Consider the following 22281-nt stretch of genomic DNA (forward strand, 5'->3'; position numbering starts at 1 on the left):
CCTTTTACAGCTAGAGGAGGAGTGAATGGGTCTGCAACAATTGTCTGACGATGAACTCAAACAATTCATCGAAGATCCCCATGCTTTTGTTAAGCAAACGGATAATTTCAAGAAATTGCTCGATCTCGAGGTTCCTGAGAACAAAGATAGAGTTGAGCGGCTTCAGAGGGAACTGAAGGCTAAGAACTGAAGATGAAGCTCGCCAAACACATCACGTTTAGATTGACTGATGTGGGCGGGATATTGCTTGACGGAAAGTCCGGAAAATACTGGGAGTTAAACCCGAGCGGCGCGCTATCGCTTTCTCTTTTACTCGACGGCGAGCCGTCCGATAAAGTATGCCGCAGGATATGTTCAGAATATGACGTTCACGCCGAAGAGGCCGGCTCCGATTTACAAAAACTTGAACGGCACCTCAGACAGGAACGACTCGTAGAATGACGCGAGAGTTCGTATTGCAGAAGTCAATGAAGCCAAATTGGCGGACGATCTGCGCTGCGAACCTTTGCGTGCTTTGCTCGTTTGTCTTGGCGCGATTTCGCCCCCGCAGGCTGATCAAGGCGCTGGAGATTCTGCGTGTAGGTTGCCGGGCCGCAACGCCAGAAGAAGTCGCTGCGGCAAGAAATGCGATTGTTTACGTCAGCACTACATGCGCTGGCGAAGGGTGCTTGCCGAGGTCAATTGCGACCGCAATGCTCTGCCGAATTCACGGTGTCTGGCCTGTTTGGCGTGCTGGGGCTCGACAGGAGCCATTTGAAGCTCACGCGTGGGTCGAGGCTGATGGAGTTCCTATTGGAGAAAACTTCAAGAGTGGCTATTTTACAGTAATGATGGAGGTCTCGCCGGAGGCAGCGCACAGTTCGCATTTGCGATGATACTCCCTTTATGGTTTCAAGTTACAACTGCACTAAGGAGGACTGCCATGAAAGAACAGATAGAAACTGGGTCGAAAGTCGAAGCTGCGAGAAAGCCATATGAGCGGCCTACTCTGCGTCAGCAAGGATCATTTTCCGAGAAAACCCTAGGGTCTGCAGGGCCGCTCGCGTTCGATTTCCACCTAAGCGACCGGAATACCTGAGCCGAAAGGAAAGTGTGAGTGGACCGTGATATCCCCCCACACTTTCTCGCTGACACTTGGTTTGTCGTCTTCCCAGACAACGAGGCCTCGTCTCGATTATTTTCGCCACTTATCCCTAGCCTACCGCGGCACGTAGTGCATCCAAGCGGGCGTCCATGGATCGCAGGCAACTGGGTCGACGACGAGTTTTTCGCATTCAATCGCGGCATGGGTTCCTTCGCATTTGTTGGGTTCCATGCTGCCAGAGAGTGGTCTAAGCAAAATGGCTGGAGCACAGTTTCCGATTGCGCCGGATTGGATGGCTTATTGGAAAGGTTGCCTGGTAGCTTTCATTTCATTGCGTCCCTCGGCGGTGAGTGCCGGGTTCAAGGCACGGCCAGCGGGCTTCGACGAATATTCCTTGACGACTATGCTCCCCTGCCAGTTGTTGCAAGTAGACAGGACATCCTAAACTTCCTGAAAATACGTCCCGTGCACCACCATTCCGTGGCTGGCCGACTTATGTTTCCCCAACCGCCGGCCGGGATTGAATCTCAATCGCCGTGGAAAGGTATTTCGTCGGTGCCTGCGGGTAGCTGGATAAAGCTAGGTGCGAGCGGCCAGACCTCGCTCCATCCGTGGTGGAAGTGCCCGGACGCAGTCGCTACACTTGCGGAAGGAGCACCGCTCTTAAGAGAACGTCTAGCAGCCGCAGTCGATTTAGCCATGGCTTGCGGTAATCAAGTTTCGGCAGATCTCTCGGGCGGCTTCGATTCAACGTCTCTATGCTTTATCGGCGCTCAACAAAGCCATCCCTTTCTTACATTCTCTTCATCGGGACGAGAGAACGCCGACGACGATCTACCTTGGATTGACCTTGCGAGGCTCAGCCTTCCGCCTGGACGGCACCTACACGTCCCTGGTGATGAACTTCCGGGCCCTTTTGATGGAATCGGCGACTTTGCGGCAGTGAACGTTGATGAGCCGTACATTGGAACGGCCATGTGGCGCCGGATAGATTTTACCGCCAAGGTCCTTCAACGGGCGGGGTCAAACGTGCATATAACCGGCCATGGGGGTGATGAGGTTCTCCTTTCTCCAGAAACCTACCTCTATGAATGGATACGCGAGAGGCCTTTCGCTGCAGCGCGCCGTTTGAACCAATTCCGCTCTAAGAGACGGTGGACGTTGATCGACGTAGCGACGGCTTGGGCCAAGGCTCCCACCCAGCAAGCCTATCTTGAGCAAGTTGCTAAAGGGATACGGCTGCCGTTCCCAGATCGTCCCAGTGCGAGTACGTCATGGGGGGCATTGGAGCAAAGGCTTCCGCCGTGGGCCACAGATTATACCGCCGAGCTTGTCCGAGAACTGCTCCGGCAACAGATCGAGCGAGGCGAGCCCTTGCATTCATCTCCGGCCCAACATCTATGCCTATCCGGAATCAGATCGGGGGCTCATTCCATACGTTTAACATCTCAGCTAATGCGTCAATCCGGATCTCGCATGGCCGCCCCGTTTCTCGATGACCAAGTAATGGAAGCTTGTCTGTCGGTACGACACGACGAGAAAACCGTTCCGACAAGCTATAAGCCTTTGCTTTCAACCGCGATGAAAGGTGTCGTTCCCGGGGCTCTTCTCGAGCGATCGACAAAGCCTAATTTCGGAATTGATGTATTCAAGGGAAGGCGACGGAACGCAGAGGAACTGGTGAGTATCGCTGAAAACCTTGTGCTTGTTAAGATCGGCATGGTGAAGAAAGAGCCCTTTCGAGACGCCTGCTTGGGAGTAGGTCAACCCACTCCACCAATCGCCCTCTGGAAAACACTTGCCTGCGAGACTTGGCTACGTGGGTCGCAGGACTTAGCCAATCCCGAATAGAGAAACCGCGTGATGTCGCCAAAATGTCCTTATAGACTACCGCACAGCGGGTCGGATGCTGACCAACCATATGAGATTTTCGAGCAGTTACGTGCTGAAGCCCCCGTAGTCCGCGCTCGTCTGCCATTCGGTGAAAACGCATGGCTCGTCACACGCTATCAGGACATCGTTTCGGTCTTGACCGATCCCCAGTTCGGTAGAACCCCTCCGGACTTTCAAGCCCCATTCGACGTATCTGCCGTCCGCAATTTCGTGGTTGCGGGGCTGAGCAGGTCACTTCTTGCGCAAGTCGAGCGACGTCTGATCGCCCATGCGTCAAGACTGATAGCGAACCTCTCCGATTTTGGCTTCGATATTGTCAGCGGCTACTGCATGCCGTTGACCGCCTTTGCCTTTTGTGAGGTGTTTGGAACGCCCCAGAAAGACAGGACAGAGTTTCTTAAAAACTCTTGGGTGCTCACGCCCCTCCGTGAAGATAGAGATATTGACATCACGGCCGACGAAGCAATCGCCTGGTTCCGTGCACATATTAAATCGCTGCTCAGCACCACAGTGTCAGATGGTCAATTGGATATCCTTTCCTTCTTTCGTAACCAAGATCCGTCGGTTTCAGACGACGACATGGCGGGGTTCGCCATCTCGATGTTAGTTGCCGGGAACGACTCTGCCGCGAACCTGTTAAGCTCATCAATCTTCAATTTGAGCAAGACACCAACCCTGCTCACTGCGCTGCGAGAAGAGCAGTGCGACGTGTCGGAAATTGTTCGCGAACTAGTTCGATTTGACAGCCCGGTCTACCCAGGAATCTCACGCTATGCGCAGGAGGATACTCTCTTGCTCAACCAACCGGTGGCGAGAGGCGACTTAATAATCTTGCCTATCGCCGCCGCAGGGCGCGACCCCGGCGTATTTAATAGCCCAGAGACGTGCAGATTAGGTCGCCAGAACGCGCGAAGTTTAGCCTTTGGTTATGGACAGCATTTCTGTCCCGGTTATCAACTCGCTGCACGTGTTGTAGAGATCGGCATATCTGCTTTCGCGAATTCGACCATTTTCGAAACCATTATTCCTAGGTTCGAACCGAGATGGACCTCGCTTCCATTGCGGGCACTGGTGCGTTTGCGGCTGGTCCAATAGGGCACCTTAACCTACACGTCGTTCAACTCGCGCGGACCATGCGACCGATATCGTAACAAGATCAACCGCCATTCCCCGACCCGGGCGCGTGATGGTAGCCGGGGGCCTCCGCGTCATGACGCAGGTCGTAGCTGTTGGCTGCTTCGAACGCGAGTTCAAGCTCGGCGAATCCGGCATTGGATGTCGATCTGGAGACTGTGGTGTATTTCGTACCGAATTTTTCGAGAGATTTCTCCCACGCTTGGCTTTCCGACGATAGGACGACAAGATGGGAAACGTCGCCTTCAACAAGTTTCGCCAGCATAGGCTCCAGTTCGCCTATACTCGATGCAGCGTTTTTCCTATTATTGACCAAGTGCAAAATGAAACTGGCGACATCGATTGTCTCGACCGCCAAATCGACGTCAAGAGGATGGTCGGAGCCCACGATGTCATCGACCGCTTTTACGAGAGGAAGTATGGGAGTATCAACCCGAAAGTCCGTGTGGTTATTGAAAAACAAGTAAGCGCAGTTAGCTCCTTCCTCTGCAAAGCTTTTCAAGGATTTGAGCTGGTGATCGCCTCTTACAGGATCCGACTTGTTGAACCGCCGGATGTCCACCGAGGCTCCGCCGCTGGGTGCTGCGCGTTTAGCCTGAAAGCATATTGGGATGATCGTCCGGCCGGTCTTTTGATTGCAGACGTCGACGATCAGTGCAATGTCGCCGCCCGTCTTTTTCTCCCTACTTTTGATGTTCAAGTCTGCCGCGAATATTTCGAGCAGAAGCGGATCCTTGCCACTCCTTTTAAGACCACGTTTTAAATCCGTTATTGCTTGGGAAATGGCCCCTCGGAACAGACCGACCAAAACCTCTTCGCGAGTGGGCGCCTTCGAGTGCCTCTCAGCAAAATTGGCCATAGCTAGGCTCAGGGCGAATACCAAGTAGTCTAGCTCGTCTCGCCCGGATAATTTCACGATTTCGCTGAGGAATTTTCGGTACTGATCAGCGATCGAAGTTGGATCTCTTCGGATAGCAATTGCGCTCTCACGACCGGCCAAGGCATGCACCTCGACTGCTGACCTAAATGTAACGGGATATCTTCGAAAGGTTTGGTCAAATTTCTCAGTTATCATAGGGGTCTCAGCATCTTCATTCGTCATGTCGCACTCAAAAATCGAACTTTGATACCTGATCTTCGATCATCGTTACAACCGTTTCTATTGCGCATCGCTCGGAGCGGTTGAACAACAAGGAGGCGGCGCGACTTGTGAAATGCGCTGCGATGGGCCGCCGGCATTCGCACGATCTCAGCGAGATCGAGCGCGCCTTCAAGTTTTCCGGCCATTCGTTGCGCGGGTCTCGCATCATCCGCAGAGGTTGATGAGCGCTACGTCCAGAAACATCTGTGTCACGCATCGGCCGAAATGCCCGCGGATACAAGCGCCGACGTCACAGGTTCCGTGTCAACCTGACAAACGCGGCTGGTCTATAGCCGCGCTTTCCTATTGCCAAACATCGCTCCGTTTTTGGTCTAGTTCCTAGACAGCGGAACTTGCGAAGCGTTCCTGTCGGACCTAGCTTTGAGGCCGGATTCGCCTGAAAGGATAGCTCCAGTGATCAACGGCCTTTTATCCAACATCGGGATTGACGTTGCCCAGAAGTGCGGCCTTGATACCGATGCGTTTCTCAAAAACGCAGCGATCCTTCACGAGAATATCTTCTTTCACAAGGGGATCTACGGCAAGCTGATTGGTTTCGACTATTCAAATGCGAGCATGGCCGCCTCGTGGACGAATGTCGGCCGAGAGAATGAAGGAAAGCTCGCGCAAAACCGAGGATTCTCCTCGATCTTCCCTGACGTTCGTGAGATTTGGCCTACATTCGAGCGCTTTAATCCATTTAGAAACCTCCAGAACGAAGTCCGCCTAAATGAAAAATATGGCCTCTCTACTAGGCAGATGGCGAATGAGATTGTTGCGCGCACGTTCGGCCTCACCATCGAGGAGGTCCAAGCGGGTAAGGCGGGCAATACGTGGGAGAACATTCCATTGATCGTCGCGCAAGATGCGGCGTGCCTGCGCGAATTCAAGCGATACGCTCCGTCGGCAATGGGGGTCTTCACTGAGGCTCACTCTGTGCTTCTCGACAAAGAAGCCGAGGCACAGGTTACGCCACTTGAACACACGCCTCTTGCCGTCCTCCTGGGGCAGGACGAGAACGAGTCGGTCTTCCCAGACTTCGGCGCGTTTTCATGGGACGAGATCATCGAATTGCGACGTGATCCCAACGTTGCCGCGTACAGAATTAAGATGGGCAGCCTCTTCGCCACCGGTAACGAGTGGCGTCAACGGCAAATGAACCTTTCAACTCTTTACATGGAAGAGCTCGAGCAGTTCAGCCAGCGCGCAAAGCCTCGACCGCGAGTGAGCTCGTTCATCGCATTGCTCGGCCAGATACCAACAGCCGGTTTTCCGAATCCGATCTCAATCGTGGGTGAGCTGTGGAACCTCAAGGAGGAGAGCGATCTCGCAAGGGACTTCAACTGGCTCTATTTCGTCCAGCGAGCACGAAGAAAGCGAGAGGCAAACTAAGAGCGATGTGCGGTAACCGACGGGTTCAAGCGGAATGCGGTTCACTCGTTGATGGGTCAGCTTCACCGCTGTTTTTCCCTTTCTTCTTTCTGACGGCTCTTTTTAGCCTTTTTCACAAAGCGCGCCTGCTGCCTACGCATGCCGTTCCAGCTGCGACCGGCTAATTCCGCCATCGCCTTTTCGGATATATCTTCTCGATGAATTTCATCGCTGACGACCAACGTCTCTTCATCGAGATTGAACGTCCTGACATCTTTCCCCATGTGGGCGAAGCAGATCCGCAACGCGACCGGTTCCTTCAGTTGTTTGAGAAGATCTTCAGCTTTAGGTTCCGCCCCATTCCAAATCCTTATCGTGGGAATTCTCAGTTCACGGCGATCCCCTCCCCTAAACGTTGCTACCACACGCTGCCTCAGGCTTCCCGACGACATGAACCTCTTCAACGACGAAAAGTCATAGAAGAAAACGCCATCGTCGGCTTCGGCTCGCGCATAAGGCAGATTATTCAGCACACAGGGGACAATCTCGAGACCATCAATCGATTTCCCAAACTTTATTCGCACAACATCTGGCCATTTCTCTAGGCCGCTCTTCTGCCGCAAGACCTGTTTAGCAGCATCGCGCATCTCATGTTCGAAGTCTCTCATTGCAACAGGTCGGGCCGACGGAAGCGTCCTGTTTTTGCACTCGAACAGGAAGAGGCGCCCACCCCAGTCGACGAGCGCATCGATTTCATACTCCTCACCCTCCTCCTTGAACGAAAATGATCGAGCGTAAATGCCTGCGTTGTTGAACAACTCGACGACGCGCTTTTCGAATGCCTTGCCCTTACTCTCGAACTTGACCTTTTGCCGAGAGAGCAGCGATAGCAAAACGGTTGTGTGGTTCTGACCGATTAGTGTTGGCAGAAACAACAGCTTCTTCCCTCCAGCAACAGAGATTAAAGGGGCATCGAAGAGATCGATGCTCTTCTGATGGAAAGTCACCGCATCAATGAAATATGCCGACTTGCTAGCCGACAGACCTCCCCTCTCAAGCGCCCCCACAATCTCCTCATCGGACAATACAAGAACTGGTGGGTCCGCATCAGATCGCTCTTCATCATAGAACGTTGCTATGTTGCTCAACACCGCCAGGCCCCGTAGCCACTCTACGATCCGTAATCCATTCAGTTCTTCCATGTCATCAATAATTGCGAACGACAGAACCTCGCTCAATCCCAAGACAGCCACAAATTCTGCTTCGCTGACGATTTCGTCCGGCGGCAGAGCGGCCGGTCTGTGCGGAGGAGCCAGCTTGCTTCTCCATGACTGTGCAACTGCCTGCTCCATTTGATTCTGATGCATCAAGTCTTCGGCCCTGTAAGAGGCCGCCACCTGATCGATAACATAACGTGAATGCCCAAACCGGACGATCCGCTTGAGCTCGGGCGGGGCGCCCTGAAGCTCCTCCGAGGCCGTCACGCTTACAGGCGCACCACAAAATCGATGCAACTCCTCAAGCCGATTCCATGTCCGCCAGCTATGGGCCAGAGTTTGATTAATTCCGCCTAGCATACATTCAGATTCGTCTAAGATCTCAAACGTAGGCAATACGATATGGCCGGCCCCGTCCCACTTTTGCGCGGCAGCAATCATCTTAAGCGTAGCTCCCGCAGCAGCGACAATCATGTCTACGACAGCGCCCGGAGGAATTGGCCTATCTCTCCAATCCCTGAAAGACATGGAATAGGGAAGCGCGCCGTTGGCCTCGCTCAGCCGCGAGGCAATGGCGATGCGCACTTGATCAAACTGGTAGCTCGCGAAGCAAAGACATATCGAAAGTTGCTGCTCCGGAGTTAGCTTGCCGAACTCAGTCTTCTGCAGCGCCGAGAGGACGCGATCGTAACCATCTTCAAAGATGTCTATGGTGCGACGCAGCGCTTCCAGCATTTGAACATGTTCGTCGGATATTTTTCCACGAAGCGTCTCGATGACTAAATCAACGGTCTCGGTTCGGCGTGCGCGAGCCTTCGCATTGGAACCTTGAAGGACGATTCGTTCCGACGTCGCAACTAAATCCGCGAAGTCGATTTCCGCATAATGCGGTTCCAGTGCCCCAAGCTCAGCCATGACCCTCCCATTGTTGCGGTTTTGGACCGCCTTAACGAAATCTCGGGTCGACCACTGCGTCATACTTACCCCTTTGCGGAACTTTTGATGCCTCAATATCGGAGAGATTCTGTAGAAGTCTCTGTCCGAGCTGAGATGTCGCAAACTAGAACCGGACTGTCTCGACCGGGCTAAGTCTGTGAACGGACGAGAGCATGTTGACCTTTCGGCATCTGAAGGCGGCCAATATTTCAATATTGCGGTGACTTATCTCGAGAATGGTCGAGGAAAAAGCGAGCTCATAATTTCAGCCTAGGTGCAATAACCTGCCGCAACGAGCACATCCCTGCGTCAACCGCCAAACGACATTTGCCTCGCCCATTCTCCTTCGTTCCTGCCCAAACATCTATGCTCAAACCTGATAAATCTCTGAATAACAAGGTGAAACCGCGGAAAAAAACGGCTGACAAGTTAGCTCCACCCACCATCGCGATCCGAGCCGCGTTATTCTCGCGGGTTGTCGATTGCGCCGTATGGGCATCAGGCAGTTTTTCGGTTACTGTCGCCACTCACCTTCATGAGAGCCATCAGCATAGGCCCGAGCGAAAACTCCCCGCGCTCCGAGCGCCTCGTCAGATCACGCAAATATCCACCGGCAGATGTTATGAAATTCGACCTCTCCAGAATGCAGGCGATCGCAACGGCGGCATTTTCCGGACCCATCGCATTGCAAGCCTCTTCATAGGCTGACGGGCTGACACCCAGCATCGAACGTACAACGACGGCAGCTTTCATTAATTCTCGCCAGTGCTCAATGCGGCCGCCAGGGCCGTAGTCCGCGATCTGCGGGCAGGCGCGTAAAACCATTCCGAGCGGAAACGCTTTGATTGGTTCAGGCTTCGCCTTCGCCCTTTTAGGCGACATACTTGTCGGCCGAATATCTGCCACTGCGCTCTCGGCCCGCTCTTTTTCAGAGCCAGGTTCAAGTTCATTAATGGATTCGGTATTTGAATTCTGTATGTGGCAGGCATTCTGACCGGCATTGCCATGCATATTTTCAGTTTTTAGCTGCAGTTCCAAGATGTTGAGAACCTCTTCCCGCAGGAGTTCCATTTCATCAAGGGTGATCTCGACCTGCATCCGGTCCGGATGGCGTGGAAGGCGGGAAAGAATACCGATATACGCAGCTTCAACCCGCTCCCAGTTGCCTGTAACTCCCTCTTCCACAGCAGCCGAGATCAGCTTGCGCACATCACGACGGCAGATCGTGAGGGCTTCCTTCGCTCGACGGAAACGAACGCGTTCGGCGGCGACGTCCTGGGCCATCAGTGCGAGTTCCATGGCTCGGGCCAGCAGCGGTGTCAGGTCAAATCCGTAGGCCTGCTCGACCTCGCCATCGCGGTTACGATGCGCGTACCGTTTGCCATTAGGGCTGTCGCGCCGCAGAATAAGGCCTGCATCGACAAGCGCCGCGAGTTGTCGGCGCAATGTCGTCTCGGTGATCCCGTGGGCCCGCACGGATAGCTGGGCGTTGGATGGGAAAACTACCAACCCGTGGCTAGGATCGAGCTCCGCATGAGGGTGAAAGGTCAGCAGGGCATCAAGGACGGCAAGTGCCCGGTCCTGGATTCCCAGGCGTTCCCGTGCCTGACACACGTCACGAAACACCTTCCACTTTTCGATACGCGTGCCAGGCTGCGGATTCTCGATCGCCATCTGTCCTCGTACCAGGGCGAGCGACATCGGCCGCCGCCCAAAGGGCGTCGTCACATGTCCCGTCTGCATTTTTCTTTCACCTTGCTTCAGGCAAAGGAAATCCGCTCACCAAATCGGCGCCAAGACTCTTGACTGTGATTCCGGGAAATGCGATTCTCGATCCTGCTAGAGATGACGAGAGAGGCTTCCACGGTTCGCCGTTCGGGGGCCTTTTTCTTTTGCGGTTCAGTCTCCGTCTGTTTCGGTTTTCGATCCTTTGTACTCTTCGTACAAACGACTCATGTGCGAAGACAGCCATTCACTGAAGGGCCGCGCTTCAACATTCGTAAGCTCGATAGCAACTTTCTTTGCCTTCGAATTCATCACCACGTTCAGGGAACGATCGTCCGACGTCCAGTCCCGGACGGGGACGTCTGCCTTCGGCTTCTTCGCGGCTGACTTCGACTTGTATCGCTTCAGGTAGTTGTGGAGCGCATCGAAACGTTCGCTTTCAGAAAGCTTCTGGAGCTCGCCGGATTTCGAATACTCCAGGGCCACCTTTGACAGGGCAGGGGCAAGCACCAGCTGGCGAAGGCTCAGCCACCGGTCTCGCCCGATTTTCTTGGATGCGCCGAGCGCCGTGATAACTGCTGCCGGCACGGTTTCAACGACTGCCAGCATCTTGGAGAGCATCGCTTCATCTACGGCGAGCGATGATCGGACCACGTCCTTCGTCATTCCAGACGCAATCAGGTTCTGAGCGAAGTATGCGCGCTCTATGAACGACAGGTTTGAACGGGCCGCGTTTTCCTGCCCCTGCACAATCGCCGAAGTCGCGTCGTCGAGCTTTTTGACGATTGCTTTAACTGGAACTCCAAGCTCAAGTGCGACCCGCAGGCGACGATGCCCGAACACGACCATGTATCGCTTGGCATCTGTCGAGCTAGGCCGGACAAGGATAGGTGTCGTCTGTCCTGCTTCCTTGATCGCCTGGAGCAACTCCTCGAATTCCTCTCCATCGTCAGACAGGCGGTCGGCAACGAAGGATACGTCGATGAGTCGCGGATCAAGATCAACGATCACCTCGCCTTCCATAAGCTTCTTGGTGTTCTCGGCCATGTCCTCAATGGAGCGGACAACAGTCTTGGCCGCTCCCGTCATACCGTAGCCCGGTTTGGTCGGAGTTTGGTTTGCCGAAATCGCCGCAAGATCAAGTTTCGCAAACGGATTTTCACGAGACATGACTGCCCCCCGATCGTGTTGTCAAAGGCGACAAACTATTGAATGCACTATGCAAAATGTCGAAAAAAACGGCTGACAAGGTCATCATTTTCGCCCCCAGACACCGTGGATGAGCTCAACGATCTCCGAATTGGCCGCATTCAGGCTCTCCATAGCCCTGTCGTAAGTCGCGCGGACGAATTCGCCCCGCTCGACCTCGTACAAAGTCTGCTTCTTGATCGAAGCATCGGAAATCGCGGTCGACTTCAGCACGTGGTTTCTCAGCATCTGCTGGGCAAACATTGACTGCATAAACCCGACCATCTGAGCCTGCGGAATGTCCGTCGGTTCAAATCGCGTGATCAGATATCTGAACCATTGAACGCGCATCTCGGCGCCGGCCTCGGCGACCGGCCCCATGATCCCGCCAAGCATCATAAGGAACTGGCTCATCGACATTATGTCCAGCATCTGAGGATGGATGGTGATGAGGATCCCGGTCGACGCCATCAGCGCTGTGATCGTTAGGTAGCCAAGCTGAGGCGGGCAATCGATAACGACCACATCATACTTGTCTTCAACCTGCTTGAGAGCGCTGGCGATCCGCATGTAGAACAGTCTGCCGTCTTCACCCTTCTTGGAAGAAATTGCGAGCGGCACGTCATATTCGTATTCTTGGAGAACCAGGTTTGCCGGCACGACGTCAAGCCCCGGAATGTTGGTCGGCTGGATGACGTCGCTGATTGACTTGCGCTCGTCATCAAAGCGGAGGGCCTCGTAGAGAGACGCCGTATCATCAAGCTCAGGCTGGATCCCGAAGAGGGAAGTGAGTGATGCCTGGGGATCGAGGTCCACCGCGAGCACGCGGTGGCCGGTGAGGGCGAGATATTGAGCCAGATGTGCGGCCGTTGTGGTCTTGCCGCTGCCACCTTTGAAGTTGACGACCGACACGACCTGCATCGGCTCGCCCTCCCGGCGCTTGGGGACATAAAATCTCTTGTCGGATTTCTTGTTGGCCTCAAGATAATCACGAAGCTGTAGCATCTGGTCAGCCGTGTAGTATCGGCGTCCACCAATCGACTCGATCTCCGGACCTTTTCCGTCAGCGTGAAGCTGCCTGAGATGAGTCTGCGTTACGCCGATGAAGTCAGCAACCTCCGCAAGCTGGAATTTGCGCAGGCCCTTGCGGGCGTCAGGCGGGTACTGCTGGCTGCGCAACATGTGCAACGCACTTGAGATCTTCGACCCCTGATGGGCGATCTCGATATCAAATCTGTTGGCCAACATATTGCTCATTTCGCGAAGTATTTCCCGGACGTCGTCACTTTCGAAAAAATGGCTAGAACGCCATCATTTGCGAAACTATCTCCCGATTCCCAGCGAGTCGCAAGACATTTAAGGTTAACAAGAAGTTAACGCCTTCTCTTCGAATTTTGCGGTCACTTCGATTCATGCATACAGTTCCATGACTTAGGCGAACTAACTTGGCTCGTGATGCCTAGCCCAAAAACGCAGCCAAGGTTGTTGATCCACACTTCAATCATTTCATTGGCCGGCACTAAACCCCGATTCGATGCCGACGCGTAGGTGCAGATCTGCATATAGCCACACACGATTCGTGATGATTTTTGTGTGCCCGGGTTCGATTCTCGGAGTGGAAGCATGCACATCACAGTCGTTTCGCCGGATCGCTATGGGCAGCATCTTGGCTTGCTGGCGCAAATGCATCGGCTTCGCGCCAAGGTCTTCGGATTGCGCATGGGCTGGGAGGTCTCCGTCAAAAACGGGGAGGAGCGCGATCGCTACGATGCGTTCGGGCCGTCCTACGTCCTGGCCGTTAACGACGACCATCGGGTTATAGGCTGCGCCCGTCTTCTCCCTGCCATGGGTCCGACCATGCTCTCGGACATGTTTCCACACCTGCTCGCGAACGGATCTCTCGCCGCACATCCCGCGATGATCGAAAGCTCCCGGTTCTGCGTCGACACGGCGCTGGACGCGAGGAGGGGAGGCGGCCAACTCCACCTTGCCACGCTCACCATGTTTGCCGGCATCGTCGAGTGGTCGATGGCAAACGGCTACCGCGAGATCGTGACGGGAACCGATCTCCGCATCGAGCGCATCTTCAAGCGCGCCGGCTGGCCGATGACCCGCTTGGGTGAGCCTACGCCCCTTGGCGACACGCAAGCGGTGGCCGGAAGCTTGCCTGCGGATCAGGGTAGCTTCGACCGGCTGCGGCCCATCGGATACCGCTCGGACATCGTTCCGACAGAGAGTGCCGCGACGCGGAGAGTGGTGTGACCCAGTTGCTCTCCCATTCCCGCCTCGTGCGCAAACTCCAGGATGCGCTCGGCGACCGCCTGTGTGTCGCGCTCGATGATGCCAGCGTCGTCGAAATCATGTTGAACCCGGATGGCCGCCTGTTCATCGAGCGGCTAGGCCACGGGGTTGCACCGGCCGGCGAGATGACCTCGGCGGCGGCTGAAGTCATCATCGGCAGTGTTGCCCATGCTTTGCAGTCGGAAGCCGATCACGAGCAGCCGATCATATCGGGCGAGCTGCCGATCGGCGGCCATCGTTTCGAGGGCCTGCTTCCACCGGTTGTCTCCGCACCGACCTTCACCATTCGTCGCCGCGCCTCGCGCCTCATCCCCCTCAACGACTACGTCAAGGCCAAGGTGATGACCGAAGCGCAGGTCTCTGTGCTCCGGAGCGCCATCGCCAACCGTCTGAACATAGTCATCTCCGGCGGCACGGGGTCGGGCAAGACGACGCTCGCCAACGCCGTCATCGCCGAGATCGTCGCGACAGCGCCAGAGGATCGCATGGTGATCCTCGAGGACACGGCCGAGATCCAGTGCGCCGCCGAAAATGCCGTCGCGCTGCACACCAGCGATAGCGTCGACATGGCGAGGCTTCTCAAGAGCACGATGCGCCTGCGGCCCGACCGCATCATTGTCGGCGAAGTCCGCGATGGCGCGGCCCTAACCTTACTGAAAGCTTGGAATACCGGCCATCCCGGCGGTGTGACGACAGTGCATTCGAACACCGCCATGTCCGCCTTGCGCCGTCTCGAGCAACTGACGTCGGAGGCAAGCCAGCAGCCGATGCACGAGGTAATCGGCGAAGCCGTCGATCTCGTCGTGTCGATCGAGCGAACGGGTCGCGGCCGGCGTGTGCGCGATGTCATCAACGTCGAAGGCTTCAAAGGCGGAGCCTATCAGACTGAACACTATGCCCAGATCGATGAGGATAGCCATGCAGCCTAAGCATCATCATACACTTGTCCGCGCTGCCGCCTTGATTGGAGTGATCGTTGCCTCGCCGGCCATCGCCTCGTCGGGCGGCGGTGGACTGCCGTGGGAGTCACCGTTGCAGCAGATCCAGCAATCGATCACAGGACCGGTGGCCGGGTTCATTGCGTTGGCAGCCGTGGCGATCGCCGGCGGCATGCTGATATTCGGCGGCGAGCTCAACGATTTCGCGCGACGGCTTTGCTATATCGCTTTAGTCGGCGGCGTCCTGTTAGGCGCGACCCAGATTGTCGGCCTGTTCGGCGCCACCGGCGCCACGATAGGCGGGATCGAGCCAAAGGTTCAGGTCCACGCCATCGCACAGTCTGCCTTCACTTCGCGGGCAGGGGAGGGGGCTCGTGGCTGACACCGGCTCCAGTCTTTCGCGTTCGCGGATCCATCGAGCTCTCTCGCGGCCCAACCTGCTGATGGGCGCCGATCGGGAACTAGTCCTCCTGAGTGGCCTTGCGGCCATCATCCTGATCTTCGTCGTGCTCACCTGGTATGCGGCGATCTTCGGCTTGGCGCTCTGGCTCGTCGCCATTGCCGCCCTTCGGATGATGGCGAAATCCGATCCGCTAATGCGGCGCGTCTATCTTCGCCACGTCTCGTACAAATCGTCGTACCGGGCGACCTCCACTCCCTGGCGTCGTTACTGAGGGATATGCCATGGTAGCCCTTAATCGTTTCCGACAACCCGGCCCTTCCTTTGCCGACCTGGTCCCCTATGCCGGTCTGGTCGATAACGGCATCATGCTCCTGAAAGACGGAAGCCTGATGGCCGGCTGGTATTATGCCGGCCCTGATAGCGAGAGCTCGACTGACGCCGAGCACAACGAGGTCAGCGGTCAGATCAACGCGATCCTGTCCCGCCTCGGCTCCGGCTGGATGATTCAGGTCGAAGCGGCCCGCGTGCCGACAACCGACTATGCGGCTGAAGAGAGTTGCCACTTCCCAGACGCCGTTTCCCGCGCCATCGACGCAGAGCGGCGGGCGCATTTCGAGCGGGAACGAGGACATTTCGAGAGCCGGCATGCGCTGATCCTGACCTGGCGACCGCCGGAACCGCGGCGCTCTGGGCTCGCTCGCTATGTCTATGCCGATGAGGGCAGTCGGTCAGCCACCTATGCCGAGAGCGCGCTGGACAGTTTCCGGACATCCATCCGCGAGGTTGAACAGTATCTTGCAAACGTCGTGACGATCCGGCGCATGGTGACTGAGGAAACCGAAGAGCGGGGCGGGTTTCGAATTGCGCGGTATGACGAGCTCTTTCAGTTCATCCGCTTCTGCGTGACCGGCGAGAACCATCCGGTGCGCCTGCCGGAAATTCCGATGTATCTCGACTGGCTTGTGACGGCCGAGCTGCACCATGGTCTGACGCCCACCGTCGAGAACCGCTTCCTTGGTGTCGTGGCGATCGATGGCCTGCCGGCAGAAAGCTGGCCGGGCATACTCAACTCTCTCGACCTCATGCCGCTGACTTATCGCTGGTCGAGCCGCTTCGTCTTTCTTGATGAACAGGAAGCCCGGGTTCGGCTCGAGCGCACACGCAAGAAATGGCAACAGAAGGTGCGACCATTCCTCGATCAGTTGTTTCAGACGCAAAGCCGGTCGCTCGACCAAGACGCGATGCTGATGGTGGCGGAATCCGAGGATGCGATCGCGCAAGCCGCATCGCAGCTTGTTTCCTATGGCTATTACACGCCGGTCATCGTGCTCTTTGACGACGAGCCGTCGCGTCTTCAGGAAAAGTGTGAGGCAATCCGCCGGCTGATCCAGGCCGAAGGGTTCGGAGCGCGGATCGAGACGCTCAATGCAACGGACGCCTTTCTCGGTAGCCTGCCGGGTGTCTCCTACGCGAATATTCGCGAGCCGCTGATCAATACGCGCAACCTTGCGGATCTCGTGCCCCTGAACTCGGTCTGGTCCGGAAGCCCTGTGGCGCCGTGCCCGTTCTACCCGGGCGGCTCGCCGCCGCTGATGCAGGTCGCCAGCGGATCGACGCCGTTTCGGCTGAACCTGCATGTCGACGATGTTGGCCATACGCTAATCTTCGGTCCGACTGGCTCCGGCAAGTCGACCCTGCTGGCGCTGATCGCCGCGCAGTTCCGCCGTTACGAGAACGCCCAGCTGTTCGCCTTCGACAAGGGACGCTCGATGCTGCCGCTGACGCTTGCTGCCGGCGGCGATCATTACGAGATCGGTGGAGAGGGAAGAGGGGGAGAGGAGGAGGGCTCGCCGCGGCTCGCCTTCTGCCCGCTCTCGGAACTCTCAACCGACGGCGATCGTGCCTGGGCATCCGAATGGCTGGAGACGCTAGTCGCATTACAGGGCGTGACCGTGACCCCTGATCATCGCAACGCGATCTCGAAGCAGATCTCATTGATGGCGCAGTCGCGCGGCCGGTCACTGTCGGACTTCGTCAGCGGCGTGCAGATGCGCGAGATCAAGGACGCGCTCCACCATTACACTGTTGACGGACCGATGGGACAGCTCCTCGATTCCGAAGAGGACGGGCTGACACTCGGCACCTTCCAGTGCTTCGAGGTCGAAGAGCTGATGAACATGGGCGAGCGCAATCTCGTGCCGGTCCTCACCTACTTGTTTCGTCGCGTCGAAAAGCGGCTGACCGGTGTGCCAAGCCTGATCATTCTCGATGAGGCCTGGCTGATGCTCGGCCATCCCCTGTTTCGCGACAAAATCCGCGAATGGCTGAAAGTGCTGCGCAAGGCCAATTGTGCCGTGGTGCTCGCCACCCAGTCGATCTCCGACGCCGAGCGCTCCGGCATTATAGACGTGCTGAAAGAAAGCTGCCCGACCAAGATTTGCCTGCCGAACGGGGCGGCCCATGAACCTGGCACCCGCGAATTCTATGAGCGCATCGGCTTCAACGAGCGGCAGATTGAGATCGTCTCGACCGCATTGCCGAAGCGCGAATATTACGTCGCGTCCCCGGATGGAAGGCGCCTGTTCGACATGGCGCTCGGTCCGGTCGCGCTCTCCTTCGTCGGCGCGTCGGGCAAGGACGACCTAAAACGCATCCGGACACTTGTCTCAGATTACGGCAAACACTGGCCGCTTCACTGGCTGCAACAGAGAGGGATTGCTCATGCAGAAACCTATCTTCAAGACCCCTGATCGCGTCCCGGCGATCGCAGCGATTGCGATCATCATAACGTTGGCGCAGCCTTCACTGGCATCGGCTGGTGGTGTTACCGGCGAAGCGACCGAGTTCACGCAGCTTGCCAACAATGCCGAGCTGATCTCGTTAGTCGGCAAGTCGGCCGAGCAGGTGAATAACCAGATTACCCAGATCAACCAGCTGGCCGAGCAGATTCAGAACCAGCTGAAGATCTACGACAACATGCTGCAGAACACCGCACAGTTACCGGACCACATCTGGGGCCAAGTCGAGGACGATCTCAAGAAGCTGCAGAGCATTGTCGGACAGGGACAGGGCATCGCCTTTTCGATGGGAAATATCGACGATCAGCTGAAGCAGAGGTTTCAAAGCTATGCCGATATGCAGGCTAACCTGCCGACGCAGACAAATTTCTCCACCACCTACCAGTCCTGGTCGGACACCAACCGAGACACGATCGCCGGGACGCTGAAGGCGGCGAACCTCACGGCCGACCAGTTTTCCAGTGAGGAGACAACGATGTCGTCGCTTTGGGGCATGTCGGAAAGCGCCGATGGCCAGATGAAGGCACTGCAGGTCGGTCATCAGATCGCAGCCCAGGAGGTCGCGCAGATGCAGAAGCTGCGCGGTCTCGTCTCGCAGCAGATGACGATGATGGGCACCTGGTATCAGTCGGAGCAGGCGCAAAAGGATCTGGCGCAAGCAAGGCGGGAGAAGTTCTTCAATGCGCCGGAGCACGATATTCGCAGTGGCCAGACCATGGAGCCACGCTGGTGAGCGCGCGGCTGATCATGGCCCTTGCACTTGCAGGGCTCATCGGCTTTGGCGCCGGCGCGAGCTGGATGAAGTGGCAATCGTCCTCAGCGCAGGTGACCAGCGGCAATGTCACGACCCCGTCGTCCGACGAGGCGCAGCGCGTCCATCGCGAGAAATTCTTCAGTGGTGATTCAGAGCGTGACGTTCGGAGTGGACAGGAGATGAAACCGAGATGGTAATCGCTCGTCCGTCCCGCAAGCTTGAGCTAGCCTTCATCGCGATCGGCATTGTTCTTCTGGCGAGCGCGCCGGCGCTCGCCCAGCAGGGGCAGGTTCTGACGACGCTCGAGAACTCGGTCGCCGCTGCGGTCAAAGGCTGGGAATCACGGATTATCGAAGCGGCCCGATCCCTGTTCTGGATTCTGGCAGGGATAGAAGTTGGCATTGCTGCGGTGTGGCTCGCCATCAATGCCGCCTCGCTCGATACCTGGTTCGCCGAACTCGTACGCCGGATCATGTTCATCGGCCTCTTCGCCTTTATCCTCGATCGCGGTCCAGCACTTGGCAAGGCGATCGTCGATAGCCTTTACCAGATCGGTGCGGGCGGCGGGTCGGCGTCGCCCGCCAATATCTTCGACGCTGGCATTCGGGTCGCGTCCAAAATGTCGGAACAGGCGAAGTTCGGGCTTTGGGAGGATAATGCACTCGCGATCGCCGCGGTTTTCGCCATGGTCGTCGTGGTCGTCTCATTCAGCCTGGTCGCCGCGATCTTCGTCGCGGTCATGGTCGAGATGTATGTCGGCCTTCTCGCCGGCATGATCATGCTCGGGCTTGGCGGTTCGTCCTACACGAAAGACTTTGCCGTTCGATATCTCGTCTACGCGTTCTCCGTTGGCATGAAGCTGATGGCGCTGGTGATGATTTCGAAGGTCGGATCCGACATTCTGCTCGGTCTGGCCGAGACGCCGTCGACGAATTCGGACCAGTTCATCAATACGCTTGCCATCGCCGGTATCTCGGTCGTTGTCTTCGTCATCGCCATGTATGTGCCGCCGATCATCCAGGGCGTGGTGCAGGGTGCGTCCGTCTCCGGTGGCATGGAAGCAATCCGGCACGGTGGACAGGCCGCCTCGTTTGCAGCAGGCGGCGTGGCGCTCGCCGCCGGTGCGGCCGGCGCGGGCTTTGCGGCTGGGCAAGCGGCCCGCTCGGCGGGATCGTCCATGGCGGGTGCCGCCCTTCGCGGCATGGGCTCCGGGGTCTGGTCTGCCGGCAGTGCGGCAGGATCGGCAGCCAAGGAAAAGGCGATCGGCTCGCCGGGCGCCTATGCCGGCTCGCTCCTTGGGCTTGCCAACGCCAAGCTCGATGGCAACCGCAGCGGCACCAGTCGGCGCACTCCACCTCCCGAACGCAATGACAAATCTTGAAGAAGGACGGGACAATGGCTGCCGATCGCGCACCCGATAACCCCTATCTCGCCGCCCGTCAGGAATGGAGCGAACGCTATGGCTCCTATGTTAAGGCGGCATCTGCCTGGCGCATCGTCGGCATCACCGGTATGCTGATGGCCGTTGTCGGCTTTTCCTACGCACTCTATCAGTCGACGCAGGTCAAGCTCGTTCCCTATATTGTCGAAGTCGATAAGCTCGGAACTGCGGCGACGGCCGGCTTCCCGCAACAGATCGAGTATGCCGATCCCCGCGTTGTGCGCGCCACCCTTGGTGGCTTCGTCTCGAACTTCCGCTCCGTCACACCGGACGCGGTGGTGCAGAAGCAGTATATCGACCGGACCTATGCCCTGCTCAGAACGTCCGATCCGGCAACCGAAAAGGTCAATGCCTGGTATCGCTCCAGTTCGCCCTTCGAGAAGGCGAAGAATTCTACGGTCGCCATCGAGGTTAACAACATCGTGGCCCTATCCAACCAGTCATACCAGATCGACTGGACCGAGTTCGAGCGCGATCGCAAAGGCAAGGAAACCGCCCTTCGCCGTTTTCGTGGCATCGCCACCGTCACTTTGACCCCGCCCCAAGACGAGGGCGTCATCCGGCTTAACCCTATCGGCCTTTATCTCAAGGACTTCGATTGGACCGCACAGCTTTGAAAGGCGTGGCCTCCCCATGATCAAGATTTTTTGGACTGGCCGCGCACGCATGGGTGGGCGATTTGCCTTGGCTCTGGCAACTGGCGTGATCGCTGGATCGACGCTCGTAACTCCATCGAAGGCTCAGCAGGTCTCCGCCAACGAGAGAAAAGGTATCGACATCTCGGGAAAGTGGCGGGGCACGCGTGGCCTGGTCACCAAGGGTGACGATGGAAAGATCATCTTCCTCTATGGCGAGGTACAGCCGTCCGTAGTCTGCTCACCGCTGCAGGTCTGCGATATCGAATTGCAGCCGGGCGAGGTCGTGCGCGATGTCCTGGTCGGTGACACCGTTCGTTGGAAGGTGGAACCTGCGACCTCCGGGGCGGCGGGCGGCCAGGCAATCCATCTGATCGTCAAGCCATCCGAACCAGGCCTAGTCACCTCGATGGTCGTGACCACGTCGCGTCGCACCTATCATATCCAGCTTAAATCGCATCCAACCCAGTACATGGCGCGTGTCGGTTTCGAATATCCGGAAGACGTGTCGGCAAAGCTCGCCGATATCAATGCGCGACTGGAGGCCAGCACCGTTCCCGGCGCCAATGTTCCGGCGGAGCAGCTCAGCTTCTCCTATTCGGTCTCCGGTCGGGCCGGCTGGCGGCCGACGCGCGTCTACAGTGATGGGCAGAAGACCTATATCCAGTTCCCGCGGCGGATTTCCGCCCAGGACGCCCCGGTCCTGTTCGTCGTCTCGGGCGGGCAGAACCGGATCGTCAATTATCGCATGAAGAACGATATGATGATCGTCGACTATAACGTCGAAAAGGCCGTCCTGGTCTCTGGTGTCGGCTGGAAGCAGGAAAAGGTGACGATCAAGCGGGGAGGGCGGTGATGCGATCTTCTCAGATGCTGACGTCTCGCCGGTTTGTCGTCGCCGGTCTCATCGCAACACTCCTGTCCGGATGCCAGAGCGTTGGAAGTGACGGTCTCATGGTCAGCGATGCCCCGCCTGACCTATCCGGGCCGGCGGCGAGTGCGATCGCCGGTGACATGGTCAGCCGGCTCGCCGAAGAGATCGGACAAGGTAAGGCGACCGTAGCGCTGAAGCCAGACGGGTCTCCCTTCGGCCAAGCGCTCGAGGCGGCGCTCAAAGGCTGGGGCTATGCTGTTGTCACCGACCAGAAGGCTGATCAAAAGATCATTCCACTTACCTATGTGATCATGCCGTTCGAGGGCCAGGTGCTTGCCCGTCTCTCAACCGCGAACGTCGAGCTCGGGCGCGCCTACACCGTCACGGCGAACGGGGCGACGCCAGCGAGCGCTTTATCGCTCCTGAAGCGCGGGTGAGGGGAGGGGAT

Annotated in this window: 23 protein-coding genes and 1 pseudogene; 19 read left to right on the forward strand and 5 right to left on the reverse strand. The window is 57.1% G+C overall.

The features are described from left to right. Window positions 1-25: 25 nt before the first annotated feature. From GGD46_RS30035 to GGD46_RS30060, 6 genes are all read left to right on the forward strand, one after another. Window positions 26-190: a hypothetical protein gene (locus tag GGD46_RS30035; protein ID WP_184710671.1), complete on the forward strand. Its 165-nt coding sequence runs from the start codon at window positions 26-28 to the stop codon at window positions 188-190. A gap of 2 nt (window positions 191-192) precedes the next feature. Then, complete coding sequence (locus tag GGD46_RS30040) at window positions 193-441, forward strand: lasso peptide biosynthesis PqqD family chaperone (protein WP_184710673.1); 249 nt, start codon at window positions 193-195, stop codon at window positions 439-441. A gap of 26 nt (window positions 442-467) precedes the next feature. Beyond that, complete coding sequence (locus tag GGD46_RS34580) at window positions 468-875, forward strand: lasso peptide biosynthesis B2 protein (protein WP_409527722.1); 408 nt, start codon at window positions 468-470, stop codon at window positions 873-875. A gap of 47 nt (window positions 876-922) precedes the next feature. Continuing rightward, window positions 923-1078 carry a lasso RiPP family leader peptide-containing protein gene (locus GGD46_RS34585; protein WP_184710677.1) on the forward strand — a complete coding sequence of 52 codons (156 nt, stop codon included), beginning with the start codon at window positions 923-925 and terminating at the stop codon, window positions 1076-1078. A gap of 18 nt (window positions 1079-1096) precedes the next feature. Continuing rightward, window positions 1097-2935: an asparagine synthase gene (locus tag GGD46_RS34095; protein ID WP_184710679.1), complete on the forward strand. Its 1839-nt coding sequence runs from the start codon at window positions 1097-1099 to the stop codon at window positions 2933-2935. 177 nt (window positions 2936-3112) lie between these two features. Next, window positions 3113-4072 (forward strand): cytochrome P450, encoded by a 960-nt coding sequence (locus tag GGD46_RS30060; RefSeq protein ID WP_184710681.1) that lies wholly within the window; start codon window positions 3113-3115, stop codon window positions 4070-4072. A gap of 61 nt (window positions 4073-4133) precedes the next feature. Here the strand turns inward: GGD46_RS30060 and GGD46_RS30065 are convergent, their stop codons facing one another. Beyond that, on the reverse strand, window positions 4134-5213 hold the full coding sequence (locus GGD46_RS30065; protein ID WP_184710683.1) for a hypothetical protein: 1080 nt from the start codon (window positions 5211-5213) through the stop codon (window positions 4134-4136). A gap of 71 nt (window positions 5214-5284) precedes the next feature. Here GGD46_RS30065 and GGD46_RS34100 point away from each other — a divergent pair. Next, a pseudogene (locus GGD46_RS34100) lies at window positions 5285-5545 on the forward strand (integrase); the annotation flags it as partial. A gap of 121 nt (window positions 5546-5666) precedes the next feature. Continuing rightward, entirely contained in the window at window positions 5667-6644 is a 978-nt protein-coding gene (locus tag GGD46_RS30070; RefSeq protein ID WP_184710685.1) for a hypothetical protein, read from the forward strand. Window positions 6645-6706: 62 nt separating this feature from the next. Here GGD46_RS30070 and GGD46_RS30075 read toward each other — a convergent pair whose 3' ends face one another. From GGD46_RS30075 to repA, 4 genes are all read right to left on the reverse strand, one after another. After that, the gene (locus GGD46_RS30075) at window positions 6707-8755 is read right to left on the reverse strand and encodes a nuclease-related domain-containing protein (protein ID WP_184710687.1); all 2049 of its coding nucleotides are present in this window, start codon (window positions 8753-8755) and stop codon (window positions 6707-6709) included. A gap of 519 nt (window positions 8756-9274) precedes the next feature. Next, a complete protein-coding gene (repC, locus tag GGD46_RS30080; protein WP_184710689.1) occupies window positions 9275-10519 on the reverse strand; it encodes a plasmid replication protein RepC in 1245 nt (414 codons plus the stop codon). 156 nt (window positions 10520-10675) lie between these two features. Further along, a complete protein-coding gene (repB, locus tag GGD46_RS30085) occupies window positions 10676-11671 on the reverse strand; it encodes a plasmid partitioning protein RepB (RefSeq protein ID WP_184710691.1) in 996 nt (331 codons plus the stop codon). An 84-nt stretch (window positions 11672-11755) separates the two neighbouring features. After that, window positions 11756-12946 (reverse strand): plasmid partitioning protein RepA, encoded by a 1191-nt coding sequence (gene repA, locus GGD46_RS30090; RefSeq protein ID WP_184710693.1) that lies wholly within the window; start codon window positions 12944-12946, stop codon window positions 11756-11758. Between the two features lie 366 nt (window positions 12947-13312). Here repA and traI point away from each other — a divergent pair, with 366 nt between their 5' ends. From traI to trbH, 11 genes are read left to right on the forward strand one after another with little or no spacing between them, the layout of a single operon-like run. Then, window positions 13313-13951, forward strand: coding sequence for an acyl-homoserine-lactone synthase TraI (gene traI, locus GGD46_RS30095; protein ID WP_184710695.1), 639 nt, complete (start codon window positions 13313-13315; stop codon window positions 13949-13951). Further along, the gene (trbB, locus tag GGD46_RS30100) at window positions 13948-14919 is read left to right on the forward strand and encodes a P-type conjugative transfer ATPase TrbB (RefSeq protein ID WP_184710697.1); all 972 of its coding nucleotides are present in this window, start codon (window positions 13948-13950) and stop codon (window positions 14917-14919) included. Before traI ends, trbB begins: the two co-directional genes overlap by 4 nt. Further along, window positions 14909-15310 (forward strand): TrbC/VirB2 family protein, encoded by a 402-nt coding sequence (locus GGD46_RS30105; RefSeq protein ID WP_184710699.1) that lies wholly within the window; start codon window positions 14909-14911, stop codon window positions 15308-15310. The genes trbB and GGD46_RS30105 overlap by 11 nt, the downstream gene beginning before the upstream one ends. Further along, a complete protein-coding gene (locus tag GGD46_RS30110) occupies window positions 15303-15602 on the forward strand; it encodes a conjugal transfer protein TrbD (RefSeq protein ID WP_184710701.1) in 300 nt (99 codons plus the stop codon). Before GGD46_RS30105 ends, GGD46_RS30110 begins: the two co-directional genes overlap by 8 nt. Before the next feature lie 10 nt (window positions 15603-15612). Further along, the gene (locus GGD46_RS30115; RefSeq protein ID WP_184710703.1) at window positions 15613-18081 is read left to right on the forward strand and encodes a conjugal transfer protein TrbE; all 2469 of its coding nucleotides are present in this window, start codon (window positions 15613-15615) and stop codon (window positions 18079-18081) included. Continuing rightward, the gene (trbJ, locus tag GGD46_RS30120) at window positions 18053-18862 is read left to right on the forward strand and encodes a P-type conjugative transfer protein TrbJ (protein WP_184710705.1); all 810 of its coding nucleotides are present in this window, start codon (window positions 18053-18055) and stop codon (window positions 18860-18862) included. The genes GGD46_RS30115 and trbJ overlap by 29 nt, the downstream gene beginning before the upstream one ends. Then, a complete protein-coding gene (gene trbK / locus GGD46_RS30125) occupies window positions 18859-19080 on the forward strand; it encodes an entry exclusion protein TrbK (RefSeq protein WP_184710707.1) in 222 nt (73 codons plus the stop codon). Before trbJ ends, trbK begins: the two co-directional genes overlap by 4 nt. Beyond that, the gene (trbL, locus tag GGD46_RS30130) at window positions 19074-20264 is read left to right on the forward strand and encodes a P-type conjugative transfer protein TrbL (RefSeq protein WP_184710709.1); all 1191 of its coding nucleotides are present in this window, start codon (window positions 19074-19076) and stop codon (window positions 20262-20264) included. The genes trbK and trbL overlap by 7 nt, the downstream gene beginning before the upstream one ends. Window positions 20265-20278: 14 nt before the next feature. Further along, entirely contained in the window at window positions 20279-20941 is a 663-nt protein-coding gene (locus GGD46_RS30135; RefSeq protein ID WP_184710711.1) for a conjugal transfer protein TrbF, read from the forward strand. Between the two features lie 16 nt (window positions 20942-20957). Further along, on the forward strand, window positions 20958-21815 hold the full coding sequence (gene trbG, locus GGD46_RS30140; RefSeq protein ID WP_409527720.1) for a P-type conjugative transfer protein TrbG: 858 nt from the start codon (window positions 20958-20960) through the stop codon (window positions 21813-21815). After that, window positions 21815-22270 (forward strand): conjugal transfer protein TrbH, encoded by a 456-nt coding sequence (gene trbH / locus GGD46_RS30145; RefSeq protein WP_184710713.1) that lies wholly within the window; start codon window positions 21815-21817, stop codon window positions 22268-22270. The genes trbG and trbH overlap by 1 nt, the downstream gene beginning before the upstream one ends. Window positions 22271-22281 lie beyond the last annotated feature (11 nt).

The organism is Martinezella lusitana, assembly GCF_014207095.1.
GTDB classification, from domain to species: domain Bacteria; phylum Pseudomonadota; class Alphaproteobacteria; order Rhizobiales; family Rhizobiaceae; genus Rhizobium; species Rhizobium lusitanum_B.